Source organism: Oceanicola granulosus HTCC2516 (genome assembly GCF_000153305.1).
Classification (GTDB): Bacteria; Pseudomonadota; Alphaproteobacteria; order Rhodobacterales; family Rhodobacteraceae; genus Oceanicola; species Oceanicola granulosus.
On the sequence record NZ_CH724107.1, the window covers coordinates 1616462 to 1629324 of the forward strand.

At 73.1% G+C, this 12863-nt stretch carries 13 protein-coding genes; 2 read left to right on the top strand and 11 right to left on the bottom strand.

Features of this window, described 5'->3' with window-relative positions; genetic code table 11:
• Positions 1–37: 37 nt before the first annotated feature.
• Genes ruvB through ruvC form a run of 3 tightly spaced genes read right to left on the bottom strand, consistent with a single transcriptional unit; the run spans position 38 to position 2286 of the window.
• Entirely contained in the window at positions 38–1066 is a 1029-nt protein-coding gene (gene ruvB / locus OG2516_RS07625) for a Holliday junction branch migration DNA helicase RuvB (RefSeq protein WP_007255063.1), read from the bottom strand.
• Positions 1067–1111: 45 nt separating this feature from the next.
• Positions 1112–1780, bottom strand: coding sequence for a Holliday junction branch migration protein RuvA (gene ruvA, locus OG2516_RS07630; RefSeq protein WP_007255064.1), 669 nt, complete (start codon positions 1778–1780; stop codon positions 1112–1114).
• Complete coding sequence (ruvC, locus tag OG2516_RS07635) at positions 1777–2286, bottom strand: crossover junction endodeoxyribonuclease RuvC (protein ID WP_007255065.1); 510 nt, start codon at positions 2284–2286, stop codon at positions 1777–1779. The genes ruvA and ruvC overlap by 4 nt, the downstream gene beginning before the upstream one ends.
• Positions 2287–2579: 293 nt before the next feature.
• Here ruvC and OG2516_RS07640 point away from each other — a divergent pair, with 293 nt between their 5' ends.
• Positions 2580–2789, top strand: coding sequence for a DUF1127 domain-containing protein (locus tag OG2516_RS07640; protein WP_007255066.1), 210 nt, complete (start codon positions 2580–2582; stop codon positions 2787–2789).
• Between the two features lie 31 nt (positions 2790–2820).
• Here the strand turns inward: OG2516_RS07640 and OG2516_RS07645 are convergent, their stop codons facing one another.
• From OG2516_RS07645 to hutI, 7 genes are all read right to left on the bottom strand, one after another.
• A complete protein-coding gene (locus OG2516_RS07645) occupies positions 2821–3168 on the bottom strand; it encodes a hypothetical protein (protein ID WP_007255067.1) in 348 nt (115 codons plus the stop codon).
• Between the two features lie 68 nt (positions 3169–3236).
• Positions 3237–4103, bottom strand: coding sequence for a 50S ribosomal protein L11 methyltransferase (locus tag OG2516_RS07650; RefSeq protein WP_007255068.1), 867 nt, complete (start codon positions 4101–4103; stop codon positions 3237–3239).
• Between the two features lie 58 nt (positions 4104–4161).
• The gene (locus OG2516_RS07655; RefSeq protein ID WP_007255069.1) at positions 4162–5391 is read right to left on the bottom strand and encodes an MFS transporter; all 1230 of its coding nucleotides are present in this window, start codon (positions 5389–5391) and stop codon (positions 4162–4164) included.
• 166 nt (positions 5392–5557) lie between these two features.
• A complete protein-coding gene (gene hutU, locus OG2516_RS07660) occupies positions 5558–7222 on the bottom strand; it encodes a urocanate hydratase (RefSeq protein ID WP_007255070.1) in 1665 nt (554 codons plus the stop codon).
• Positions 7219–8016, bottom strand: coding sequence for an N-formylglutamate deformylase (gene hutG / locus OG2516_RS07665; protein WP_007255072.1), 798 nt, complete (start codon positions 8014–8016; stop codon positions 7219–7221). The genes hutU and hutG overlap by 4 nt, the downstream gene beginning before the upstream one ends.
• The gene (hutH, locus tag OG2516_RS07670; RefSeq protein ID WP_007255073.1) at positions 8013–9548 is read right to left on the bottom strand and encodes a histidine ammonia-lyase; all 1536 of its coding nucleotides are present in this window, start codon (positions 9546–9548) and stop codon (positions 8013–8015) included. Before hutH ends, hutG begins: the two co-directional genes overlap by 4 nt.
• Complete coding sequence (gene hutI, locus OG2516_RS07675; protein WP_007255074.1) at positions 9545–10726, bottom strand: imidazolonepropionase; 1182 nt, start codon at positions 10724–10726, stop codon at positions 9545–9547. The genes hutH and hutI overlap by 4 nt, the downstream gene beginning before the upstream one ends.
• 79 nt (positions 10727–10805) lie before the next feature.
• Here hutI and OG2516_RS07680 point away from each other — a divergent pair, with 79 nt between their 5' ends.
• The gene (locus OG2516_RS07680; protein ID WP_007255075.1) at positions 10806–12164 is read left to right on the top strand and encodes a formimidoylglutamate deiminase; all 1359 of its coding nucleotides are present in this window, start codon (positions 10806–10808) and stop codon (positions 12162–12164) included.
• On the opposite strand, the gene OG2516_RS07685 is transcribed toward OG2516_RS07680, so the two are convergent.
• The gene (locus tag OG2516_RS07685; RefSeq protein WP_007255076.1) at positions 12161–12847 is read right to left on the bottom strand and encodes a histidine utilization transcriptional repressor HutC; all 687 of its coding nucleotides are present in this window, start codon (positions 12845–12847) and stop codon (positions 12161–12163) included. The genes OG2516_RS07680 and OG2516_RS07685 overlap by 4 nt on opposite strands.
• Positions 12848–12863 lie beyond the last annotated feature (16 nt).

Sequence of the window (12863 nt, forward strand, 5' to 3'; positions counted from 1 at the left end):
GCGCTTGCTAGCGGATCGGCGCGCGGGGGAGAAGCCGCTACTTGCCGAACAGGTCCGCCTGCCCCGGCGGGCGCGGCGCGGCGAGGCCGAGGTGGCGCCAGGCGCCCTCGGCCAGCATCCGTCCGCGCGGGGTGCGCTGGATCAGCCCCTGCTGGAGCAGGTAGGGCTCGATCACCTCCTCCAGCGCGTCGCGGCTCTCGCTGAGCGCCGCCGAGAGCGTCTCGATCCCCACCGGCCCGCCGCCGTAGCTCTCGGCGATGAGCTGCAGGTAGCGGCGGTCGGCGCCGTCGAGGCCGAGCGTGTCGACGCCGAGCCGGGTGAGGGCGCGGTCGGCAATGGCCTGGGTGACGGTGCCGTCGCCCTCGACCACGGCGAAATCCACCACCCGACGCAGCAGCCGGCCGGCGATGCGGGGCGTGCCGCGGGCGCGCCGGGCGATCTCGCGCGCGCCGCCGTCGGTGGCCGGGGCACCGAGCAGGCGGGCGCCGCGGGTGACGATCTCGTGCAGCTCCTCGACGGAATAGAACTGCAGCCGGGTGGGGATGCCGAAGCGGTCGCGCAGGGGGGTCGTCAGCAGGCCGAGCCGGGTCGTCGCGCCGACCAGCGTGAAGGGCTGCAGCTCGATGCGCACGGTGCGCGCCGCCGGGCCCTCGCCGATCACCAGGTCGAGCTCGAAATCCTCGAGCGCGGGGTAGAGCACCTCCTCGACCGCCGGGTTGAGCCGGTGGATCTCGTCGATGAACAACACGTCGCGCGCCTCGAGGTTGGTCAGGATCGCCGCGAGATCGCCCGCCTTGGCGAGCACCGGGCCGGAGGTCATGCGGAAGCTGACGCCGAGCTCGCGCGCCATGATCTGCGCCAGCGTCGTCTTGCCGAGGCCGGGGGGGCCGTGGAACAGCACGTGGTCCATGGCCTCGCCGCGCCGCCGGGCGCTCTCGATGAAGACCTTGAGGTTGGCGCGCGCCTCGGCCTGGCCGATGAATTCGTCGAGCGTCTGCGGGCGCAGGGCGCGGTCGCCGTCCTCGGCCTGCCGCTCGGGGCGCACTATCGGGTCCGGCTCTTCCATCCCATCCTCCGCGAGGCGGCCCGCAGACGGGCCGACGAGCAGGCCCTACCCTTTCGGTGCCAGCAGTTTCAACGCCGCGCGGATCAGGCCGGCCGTCTCGCTCTCGCCGGCGCCGGTGGCCTCGGCGATGGCGCCGGCGGCTTCGGCGGGGGCGTACCCGAGGTTGACCAGCGCCGAGAGCGCGTCGGACTGGGCCGCGCCCGCCGGGGCGCGCGGCGGCGCGGCGTCGGCGGGTTCGAGGACTGCGCCGTCGTCGGCCGCCGCCGGCACCTCGCCGAGCGCCGCCTCGATCGAGCCGCCGAGCGCCATGACGCCCGGGGCCTTGTCGCGCAGCTCGCGCACCACCCGCTCCGCGGTCTTCGGCCCCACCCCCTTGGCCACCGAAATCGCCCGCGCGTCGCCCAGCGCGATCGCCCGGCTCACCCCGTCGGCGCCGAGCGCGCCGAGGATCGCCAGCGACGCCTTGGCGCCGATCCCCTGCACGCTCATCAGCAGCCGGTGCCATTCCTTCTCGACCAACGTGGTGAAGCCGAAGAGCTGCAGCAGGTCCTCCCGCACGAGCAGGTCGGTGAACAGCGACACCGGCTCGCCGTTGCCCGGCAGCGCCGCCATCACCCGCTCGGAGACGTAGACCACGTAGCCGACCCCGCCGACCGAGATCAGCACGTGATCGCCCGCCCGGTAGTCGAGCCGCCCCGTCAGCCGCCCGATCATGACGCCGCCGCCCGGGCCAGCGCCGCCGCGAGGTGGCGGCCCGATTGCAGGTGGTGGACGTGGCAGATCGCCACCGCCAGCGCGTCGGCCGCGTCGGGCCCGGCGAGCGCAACGCCGGGCAGGTGGACGCGCACCATGTGCGCCACCTGGGACTTGTCGGCGTGGCCGACCCCGACGACGCTCTTCTTCACCGCGTTCGGCGCGTACTCCCCGACCTCGAGCCCGGCCTGCGCCGGCACCAGCATCGCGATGCCCCGCGCCTGCCCGAGCTTGAGCGTGCCCGCGCCGTCGCGGTTGACGAAGGTCTGCTCCACCGCCGCCGCCTCGGGAGCGTGCTGGCGGAACACCTCGGCCAGTTGCAGGTGCAGCGACAGCAGCCGCGCGGCGAGGGTCTCGCCCTCGGAATGGCAGACGCCGTTGGCCACGTGCCGTAGCTTCGAGCCGACCGATTCGATCAGGCCCCAGCCGGTGTGCCTGAGCCCCGGATCGATGCCGATTACCCGCATGCTGCCCTGCCTTCTTGTCGTTATCCAAGCCATTAGCACAAACAGCGAACACCGGCCAACCCCCCGTCGCATGCGGCGCGACGACGAAAAGCGTCACCGACTGGTCGGTTCGCGACATCTCCGAGGCTCGCCGGAGGTCGCAAAACAACGGCTTTCGTCGCTTTTCGACCATGCGAAAAATAGTTGGCCGGCATGCGAAAATTGTGCTTCCAAATGGCGGAGACGAGGCCTAATCGGCCGCCGAAACCGCATTGCCCCCGGGGGCCGCCCCGGCCAGATCAAGGAAAGTCGCGATGGCGATCTACGACAGCACCCGCACCCTCCCCGCCGCGTCCGGCTTGCGCCCGGGCCAGCTCCTCGCCCGGCTCCACGGCGCGCTGAGCGACTGGAACGACCACCGCGTCACCCGCGCCTCGCTGTCGCGCCTGACGGCGCACGAGCTGGCCGACATCGGCCTCGACCACGCCGACATCGACGTGGTGGCCGACGGCCGCCGCCGGTGAGAAAGCGAGGGCGGGCCGCCGGGCCCGTCCGTCAGCCCGTGACCCGGGCCAGCTGGTCGACGATCCACCGGCTGGCCGGGTCGATCTGCATGACGAGCGCGCCGCCGCGCTCGACGATGCTGTCGCTGTCGAGCGCCGCCAGCTTCGCGGCGTAGGCGTCGTCCCCAAGGTGCCAGATCAGCGCGCACTTCCCGGCGAACAGGCCCACGAGCACCATCAGCACCAGCTTCAGCGGCGCGCGGCGCAGCGGCACGGCCCGGCGCGGGCGCAGCTTGAGCAGCCCGTCGCGCTGCAGCTTGACGTCGCCGCCATGCTGCTTGATCCGCTCGTGCTCGCGGGCGATCCGGCGGACACGCTGGTTGAAGTCGGTCGAGCTCATCGGGGCCTCCGGCGCTGCTGTTGACGCCGCCTACCCTGCCGCATGATTGCGGCCATTTCGCGGCCCCGTCAGCGCACCAGCGTGAGCGTCGTCCAGTCGCCGATCCGCTCGGCATGCTCGAGGCGGAAGCCCGCGCCCTCGTAGCAGGCGACGACCTCGTCGGCCTGCTCGTTGAGCAGCCCCGACAGGATCGCGTGCGCGCCGGGCGCGGTGGCGGCGGCCATGGGGGCGGCGAGGTCGAGCAGCGGCGCCTTGAGGATGTTGGCGAAGACGAGATCGAAGGGCGCGGCGGCGGCGATGTCGGCGGCGTCGAAGCCCGCCGCCTCGAGGCAGGGCACGCGCCCCTCGAGCCCGTTGGCGGCGACATTGGCCTCGGCCACCTCGACGGCGACCTCGTCGATGTCGCTCGCCAGCACCTCGCCGGGCCAGCTGTGCGCCGCCGCCATCGCCAGCACCGCCGTGCCGCAGCCGACGTCGATCACCGCGCGCTTCTCGGCGCCCGCCGCGAGCAGCCGGTCGAGCGCCTTCAGGCAGCCGAGCGTGGTGCCGTGGTGGCCGGTGCCGAACGCCATCGCCGCCTCGATCAGCAGCGCGACGCGGCCCTCCGGCACCCTGTCGGCGTCGTGGCTGCCGTAGACGAAGAAGCGGCCCGCCTCGACCGGCGCCAGCTCCCGGCGCACCTTGGCGACCCAATCGGTCTCGGGCAGCTCGGAGACGGTGAAGGTGCGCGCCTGCTGGCTCGCCGCGAGCAGCGCCAGCGCGATCTCGTCGGGCGCCTCGGTGAAGTAGGCGCCCACCTCCCACAGGCCCGAGCCGTCCTCCATCTCGAACACCCCGACCCCGGTCGGCGCGGGCTCGAGCGCCTCGAGCGCCTCGCCCAGCGCCTCGGCGCGGGCCTGTTCGGAGAGGGTGGTGTAGGCGGTGAAGGTCGGCATGGCGCGGGCTCCGGCAGGGGACGCGCCCGCCATGGCGCAGCCCCCCGCCCGGGTCAAGCTACTCCGCCGGGGCCGGCAGTCCGCCCGCGAAGATGGTCTCGTTGCCCGGGGCCGGGTGGCGCGGGATCATCAGCGCCAGGATCAGCGACACCGCCGCCATTCCCGCCGCGAGCAGGAACACCGCCCCCGGCGACGCCAGCCACAGCAGCCCCAGCAGCACCGGCAGGAACACCGCCGCGATGTGGTTGATGGTGAAGGCGACGGCCGCCGTGGGGGCGATGTCGCGCGGGTCGGCGATCTTCTGGAAGTAGGTCTTGAGCGCCAGCGCCAGCGCGAAGAACAGGTGGTCGATCACGTAGAGCGCCGCCGCCAGCATCACGCCCCAGCCGAACCAGTAGACGCCGCCGTAGGCGAGGAACACCAGGATCAGGCCCACATACTCGAACGCCAGCGCGAAGCGTTCGCCGAAGACGGAGACGACCTTCCCCAGCACCGGCGCGAGGACCATGTTGGCGACGAGGTTGACGAGGAACAGCCCCGTCACCTCGTGCACCTCGAAGCCGAAGCGCTCGACCATCATGAAGCCGGCGAAGACGACGAAGATCTGCCGCCGCGCCCCCGACATGAACTGCAGCGCGTAATAGAGCCAGTAGCGTCGGCGCAGCACGAAGGTCTTGAGCTGCGGGTCGGGCGCCTCGAACTGCGGGTAGGCGACCAGGCAGACCAGCGCGACCAGCGCCGTGAAGCCGCCCGAGAGCCAGTAGACGAAGGCGTAGGACAGCTCGAACCGCTCCCACGTCATCACGATCAGCACGTAGGCCACCAGCGTCGCCCCCGATCCCGCCGCGAGCAGCCAGCCCAGCACCTGCGGCGCGCGCGCCTTGTCGATCCACTGCAGCTGCAGCGACTGGTTGACCGTCTCGTAGTAATGGAAGCCGATCGACGCGAGCAGCGTCACCGTCAGGATGCCGCCCAGTTCGGGGAAATGCGCCGTCACCGCCGTCGCCAGCCCCAGCATCGCCAGCGCCACCAGCCCGAGCACCTGCTCGCGGATGAACATCAGCAGCGCGATCACCCCCACCGCGAGGAAGCCCGGGATCTCGCGGATCGTGTGCAGCAGGCCGATGTCGGCGCCGTCGAAGTCGGCGACCTCGATGACGAAGTTGTTGAGCAGCGACGACCAGGTGGCGAAGGCCACCGGCATCGCCATCGCCATCAGGAGCAGCAGCGCGGCGGGGCGCTGCCAGAACGGGAAGCGCCGGGCTTCGTCGAGGGGAACGGTACGCATGAAGAGAGCCTTTACGCCGCTTCCCCGCCCTTGCCCAGCGCACCCGCGCCCTCCCTCACCTTTTCCCGCTCCGACGCCCGCGCCCCCGCCCCCAGTCTCTGTTCGTCAAATATCCCGGGGGAGTCGCCCGGAGGGCGACGGGGGCAGCGCCCCCTCCACGCCCTTCCTAGAGGATCGCCGGTAGCCGCAGCCCGTGGGTACGGGCGCAGTCGAGCGCCGCGTCGTAGCCCGCGTCCGCGTGGCGCATGACGCCGGTGGCCGGGTCGTTCCAGAGCACGCGGGCGAGGCGGCGGTCGGCGTCGGCGGTGCCGTCGCAGCAGATCACCATGCCGGAATGCTGGGAAAACCCCATGCCGACGCCGCCGCCGTGGTGCAGGCTCACCCAGGTCGCGCCGCTCGCGGTGTTGAGGAGCGCGTTCAGCAGCGGCCAGTCCGATACCGCGTCGGAGCCGTCCTTCATCGCCTCGGTCTCGCGGTTGGGCGAGGCGACGGAGCCGGAATCGAGGTGGTCGCGGCCGATCACCACCGGCGCCGACAGCTCGCCGTTGCGCACCATCTCGTTAAAGGCGAGGCCGAGCCGGTGGCGCTCGCCGAGCCCGACCCAGCAGATTCTCGCCGGCAGCCCCTGGAAGGCGATCCGCTCGCGCGCCATGTCGAGCCAGGTGTGCAGGTGCGGATCGTCGATCAGCTCCTTCACCTTGGCGTCGGTCTTGTAGATGTCCTCGGGGTCGCCCGAGAGCGCACACCAGCGGAACGGCCCGATGCCCCGGCAGAACAGCGGGCGGATGTAGGCCGGCACGAAGCCCGGGAAGGCGAAGGCGTCCTCGAGCCCCTCCTCCTTGGCGACCTGCCGGATGTTGTTGCCGTAATCGAGCGTCGGCACCCCCAGCCGCCAGTATGCCACCATCGCCGCCACGTGGTCGCGCATCGAGGCGCGCGCCGCCGCCTCGACCGCCGCCGGGTCGCTCTCCTGCCGCGCGCGCCACTCGGCGACGGACCAGCCGGCGGGGAGGTAGCCGTGCACGGGGTCGTGGGCGCTGGTCTGGTCGGTGACGATGTCGGGGCGCACGCCGCGCCGGACCAGCTCGGGCACCAGTTCGGCGGCGTTGCCGATCAGCGCCACCGACTTCGCCTCGCCCGCCGCGGTCCAGCGCCCGATCATCTCGAGCGCCTCGTCGAGCGAGCGGGTCTTGGCGTCGACGTAGCGGGTGCGCAGGCGGAAGTCGGCGCGGCTCTCGTCGCACTCGATGGCGAGGCAGCAGGCGCCGGCCATCACCGCGGCGAGCGGCTGGGCGCCGCCCATGCCGCCGAGCCCGGCGGTGAGGATCCAGCGCCCCGAGAGGTCGCCGCCGTAATGCTGGCGGCCGGCCTCGACGAAGGTCTCGTAGGTGCCCTGCACGATCCCCTGGGTGCCGATGTAGATCCAGCTCCCCGCGGTCATCTGGCCGTACATGGCGAGGCCCTTGCGGTCGAGCTCGTTGAAGTGCTCCCAGGTGGCCCAGCGCGGCACCAGGTTGGAATTGGCGATCAGCACCCGGGGCGCGTCGGCGTGGGTGCGGAAGATGCCGACGGGCTTGCCGGACTGGACCAGCAGGGTCTCGTCGGCCTCGAGCTCGCGCAGGGCGGCGCAGATGCGGTCGAAATCCTCCCAGGTCCGCGCCGCCCGGCCGATGCCGCCGTAGACGACGAGCTCGTGCGGGTTCTCGGCGACGTCGGGGTGCAGGTTGTTCATCAGCATCCGGAGCGGCGCCTCGGTGAGCCAGCTCTTGGCGCTGATCTCGGACCCGGTCGGCGGGAATACGTCGCGCAGGTTGTGGCGGGGGTCGGTCATCGGGCGACTCCGAGGCTGGGGGCGAGGTCGGCCAGGTCTTGCAGCATGGCAGCGAGGACGGGGCGCAGGCGGGCGGCCTTGGCCTCGTCGTAGCGCCAGGGCGGGGCCTCGTCGGCGAGATAGGTGGACTGGGCCAGCTCGAGCTGGATCGCGTGGAAGCCCTCGTCGGGGCGGCCGTAGTGGCGCGTGGTCCAGCCGCCCCGGAAGCGGCCGTTGAGCACGTGGCTGTAGCCCGACGCCTCGGCCCGCGCGACGACGGCCGCCTCGATGGCGGGGTCGCAGGTGGTGCCGCCATCGGTGCCGATGTTGAGGTCCGGCAGGGTGCCCTCGAACAGGAACGGCAGCCGCGAGCGGATCGAGTGGCAGTCGAACAGGATCGCCACCCCGTGCCGCGCCCGCACCCGTTCGAGCTGGGCGGCGAGCGCGTCGTGGTAGGGCCGGTGGTAGGCCTGCAGCCGCTCGGCCACCTCGTCGACCGACGCCGCCTCGGTAACGATGTCTTCGCCCTCGAAGTCGGTCACCGGCACCAGGTCGGTCGTGTTCTGCTCGGGGTAGAGGCTCTCGCCGGAGGGGGCGCGGTTGGCGTCGATCAGGTAGCGGTGGAAGGTGGCGCGCACCGTCGTCGCGCCGGGCAGCAGGTCGGCGTAGAGCCGCTCGACGTGCCAGTCGGTGTCGGCGAGCGCCCGGCCCCGATCGCTCAGCCGCGCGGCGGCCTTGCCGGGCAGCCAGGTGCCGGTGTGCGGCAGGCCGAGGACGACGGGGCCATCGCCGCGGGTGATCTCGACGGGTTTCATCTGTCGGTCTCCAGTTCGGGCAGTGCGAGGCCCTCGAGCAGCGCGCGCTCGCGGATCATCCGCGCCGCGAGCTCGAGGTCGGGGGCGAGGAAGCGGTCGTCGGCGAGGCCGGCGACGCGGGCGCGCAGACGCGCGATCACGTCGCGCAGCGGCGGGCTCGTCTGCAGCGGCGCGCGAAACTCGATGCCCTGCGCTCCGGCGAGCAGCTCGATGCCGAGGATCGTCGCCAGGTTGTCGCTCATCCGCCCGAGCCGCCGCGCGGCGTGGGCGGCCATGCTGACGTGGTCCTCCTGGTTGGCCGAGGTCGGGGTGCTGTCGGTGCTGCAGGGGTTGGCGAGGTGCTTGTTCTCGCTCATCAGCGCCGCGCTGGTCACCTCGGCGATCATGAAGCCGCTGTTGAGCCCCGGGTCGGGCGTCAGGAACGGCGGCAGGTCGTGGCTCAGGGTCGGGTCGACCATCAGCGCGATGCGCCGCTGCGCGATGGCGCCGATCTCGGCGATGGCGAGCGCGATCCGGTCCGCGACGAAAGCGACGGGCTCGGCGTGGAAATTGCCGCCCGAGACGATCTGCCCCTCCTCGACCAGCACCAACGGGTTGTCGGTCACCGCGTTGGCCTCGATCTCCAGCGTGCGCGCCGCGCCCGTCAGCAGGTCCATCGCCGCCCCCACCACCTGCGGCTGGCAGCGGATGCAATAGGGGTCCTGCACCCGGCTGTCGCCGTCGCGGTGGCTCTCGCGGATTTCCGAGCCCTCGAGCAGCGCCCGCTGCGCGTCGGCGAAGGCGATCTGGCCGGGCTGGCCGCGCAGCCGGTGGATCGCGGCGGCGAGCGGCGCGGTTGAGCCCATGATCGCGTCGGTGGAGAGCGCGCCGGTGACGATGGCGGCGCGCACGCAGTCCCAGGCCGACCACAGCCCCACCAGCGCGCAGGCGGTGGAGAATTGCGTGCCGTTGATGAGCGCCAGCCCCTCCTTCGGCCCCAGCCGGATCGGCGCGAGGCCGGCGCGGGCGAGCGCCTCGGCGGCAGGCAGGCGCGCCCCTTGGTAGGTCGCCTCGCCGGCGCCGATCATCGCGGCCGCCATGTGCGCAAGCGGCGCGAGATCGCCGGACGCGCCGACGCTGCCCTGCTCGGGGATCACCGGCAGCACGCCGGCGTCGAGCATCGCCTCGATCTGCGCCACCGTCTCCCACGCCACCCCGCTCGCGCCGCGCCCGAGCGAGAGCAGCTTGAGCGCCATCATCAGCCGGGTCGTGGCCGCGTCGAGCGGGCTGCCGACGCCGCAGCAATGGCTCAGGATCAGGTTCTCCTGCAGCCGCGCCGTGTCGCCGGCGGCGATCTTGACGCTGGCGAGCTTGCCGAAGCCGGTGTTGACCCCGTAGATCGCCGCCTCCCCCGCCGCCGCCTCGGCCACCAGCCGCGCCGCCGCCTCGACGGGCGCGCGGGCGGACGGATCGAGCCGGGCCGCGCCCTCGCTGCGCCAGAGCCGTTCGAGCTGCGCCAGCGGCGTGGCGCCGGGGGTCAGGGTCTCGCTCACAAGGTGCCTCCCTGGATGCGGCGGTAGAGGGGGTTGTGGCCGATGCGGTAGGCGAGCTCCGCCGGCCGCTCGACGTCCCACACCGCGAGATCGGCCCGCGCGCCGGCGCGGATGGTGCCGTGCTCCGCCAGCCCGAGGGCGCGGGCGGCGTTGCGGGTGACGCCGGCGAGCGCTTCTTCCGGGGTCAGGCGGAACAGCGTGCAGGCCATGTTCATCGCCAGCAGCAGCGACGACAGCGGCGACGAGCCGGGGTTGCTGTCCGTCGCCACCGCCATCGGCACGCCGGCGGCGCGGAACGCGGCGACGGGCGGCACCTGCGTCTCGCGCAGGGTGTAGAAGGCGCCGGGCAGCAGCACCGCCACCGTCCCGGCGGCCGCCATCGCGGCGGCGTCGGCCTCGGTGGCGTACTCGACGTGATCGGCCGACAGCGCCCCGTACTCGGCCGCGAGCCGCGCGCCGCCCATGTGCGAGAGCTGCTCGGCGTGCAGCTTGACCGGCAGCCCGAGGGCGCGGGCGGCGTCGAAGACGCGGGCGATCTGGGCGGTGTCGAAGGCGATCCCCTCGCAGAAGCCGTCGACCGCGTCGATCAGCCCCTCCGCGTGGCCCCGCGCGAGGGTCGGCAGGGCGATCTCGTCGATGTAGGCGTCGGCGCGGCCGGCATATTCGGGCGGCACCGCGTGGGCGACGAGGCAGGTGGTGCGCACGGTGACGCCGCGGGCCGCGCCGATGCGCCGGGCGACGCGCAGCATCCGCAGCTCGGTCTCCACGTCGAGCCCGTAGCCCGACTTCACCTCCAGCACCGTCGCGCCCTCGGCGATCAGCGCGTCGGCCCGCCCCAGCGCCTCGGCCAGCAGCGCCTCGTCGGAGGCGGCGCGGGTGGCGGCGACGGTGGAGACGATGCCGCCCCCGGCGCGCGCGATCTCCTCGTAGCTCGCCCCCTCGAGCCGCAGCTCGAACTCCGCCGCACGGTCGCCGCCGTAGACGATGTGGCTGTGGCAGTCGATCAGCCCCGGCGTCACCAGCCGGCCCTCCAGGTCGAGCGCTTCCCCGCCGGGCGCGTCGTCCATCGGGCCGACCCAGGCGATGCGCTCGCCCTCGAGGCGCACCGCACCCCGCTCGAGCAGCCCGTAGCGGCTGTCGCCCTGCATCGTCGCGAGTGTGGCGTTGGTCAGCAGCATCGCGTCGCGCGCCCCTTGATTGGCGTGTGCTTGATATGGTTATGTCTGCACATAACGGTCTGTCAACGGGAGTCTCCCCATGCAGGTGATCTGGGCCGAGCGCGCCCTCGTCGGCGACACGTGGCGCTCGCACGTGCGGCTGACGCTGCGCGACGGGCGCATCGATTCGCTCGCGGCCGACAGCCCGCGTGAGGGCACGATAACCAATCTGCTCGTCCCCGCGCCCGCCAATTGCCACAGCCACGCCTTTCAGCGGGCAATGGCCGGCCTGACGGAGAAACGCGGCCCGGAGGCGGATTCGTTCTGGACGTGGCGGGCGCTGATGTACCGCTTCCTCGACGCGCTGACGCCGGAGCAGGTCGAGGCGATCGCGGCGTTCGTGCAGATGGAGATGCTGGAGGCGGGGTTCGGCGCGAGCGTCGAGTTCCACTACCTCCACCATCAGCCCGGCGGCGCGCCCTACGCGCGCCTCGCCGAGATGGCCGAGCGCGTCTGCGCCGCCGCCGAGACCAGCGGCATCGGGCTGACGCTGCTGCCGGTGCACTACCAGTACGGCGGCCTCGACCGCCGCGCGCTCGGCCCCGGGCAGGTGCGCTTCGGCAACGACCTCGACCGTTTCGCGCGGCTCCACGAGGAGGCCGGCGCTTCGCTCGCCGCACTGCCCGCCGACGCGGTGCTCGGCCTTGCTCCGCACTCGCTGCGCGCGGTGGCGGCGGCCGACCTGCCCGCGCTGGAGGCGCTGGCGCAGGGCAGCCCGATCCACATGCACCTCGCCGAACAGGCCGCCGAAGTCGCCGAGGTGGAGGCGGCGCTCGGCGCGCGACCCGTGGCGTGGGCGTTGGACAACCTCCCGCTCGACCGGCGCTGGTGCCTGGTCCACTGCACGCAGATGCAGGCCCACGAGACCTGCGCCCTCGCCGCGACGGGCGCGGTGGCGGGGCTCTGCCCGCTGACCGAGGCAAACCTCGGCGACGGCATCTTCGACGGCGTGCGCTGGCTCGGGGCCGGCGGCGCGCTGGCGATCGGGTCGGACAGCAACATCCGCATCTCGCTCGCCGGGGAGCTGCGCCAGCTCGACACCAGCCAGCGCCTGCGCGACCATTCCCGCGCCGCGCTCGCCACGCTCGACCGTTCGGCCGGGCGGCGGCTGATGCAGGACGCGGCGGCGGGCGGCGCGCAGGCGGCGGGGCGCGGCTCGGGGCGGATCGAGGTCGGCGCATGGGGCGACCTGCTGGCCCTCGACACCGACCACCCCGACCTCGCCGGGCTCGGCGGCGACACCGCGCTCGACAGCTTCGTCTTCGCGGGAGGCAACGACCTGATCGCGGATGTCTGGTCCGCCGGGCGCCACCTCGTCACGCGCGGCCGCCACACGCGCCGCGACGAAATCACCCGCGCCTACCGCCCCGCCGTCGCCCCCCTGCGCGACGCGCTCTAGTAGCGCGCCGTCACCCGGTGGCCGGGGCGGTGGACGAGCCGCACGAAGGTCACCGGCTTGCCGTCGAACCACGTCGAGCGCTCCGCGAAGAACAGCGCCGCCCCTTCCGCGCAGCCCAGGTGCGCCGCGAGGGCGGCGTCGGCCTCGGTCGCCGCGAAGCTGATCTCGACTTGCGAGAACGGGATCGTCGCCAGCAGCCACGCGGTCGGGGCGGTGGCGGCGAAGTCCTCGGCCTCGGCGGCGGGCAGCGTGTCGAGCGCGATCCAGCGATCCTCGTACTGGTAGGGGCTGGCATTGGCGTAGTGCATGCAGACGAGGTGCAGCACCCGCGCCTCCGGCTCCAGCGCCATGCGCGCGCGCAGCCAGTCGGGCGCGGCCATGACCGCGCGCTCGACGAGGGCGTAGCGATAGGCCGCCCCCTGCCCCTCGACCTCGCGCCGCACCAGCGGGATCTCGAAGCGCGCCTGCCGCACCGGCGCGGCCCGCACCCGCGTGCCCGACTTGCGCCGCCGCTCGAGCACACCGTCGTCGGCCAGCTCGCGCAGCGCCCGGTTGACCGTGGCGCGGGCGCAGCCGTAGCGCGCGGCCAGCTCGGTCTCGCTCGGAAGCGTCGCGTCCGGGCCCCACTCGCCGGCGGTGATCCGGCCGATCACGTCGCTCTTGATCTGCCGAAACGTCGTCATGCTGCTCCCTTGCCCT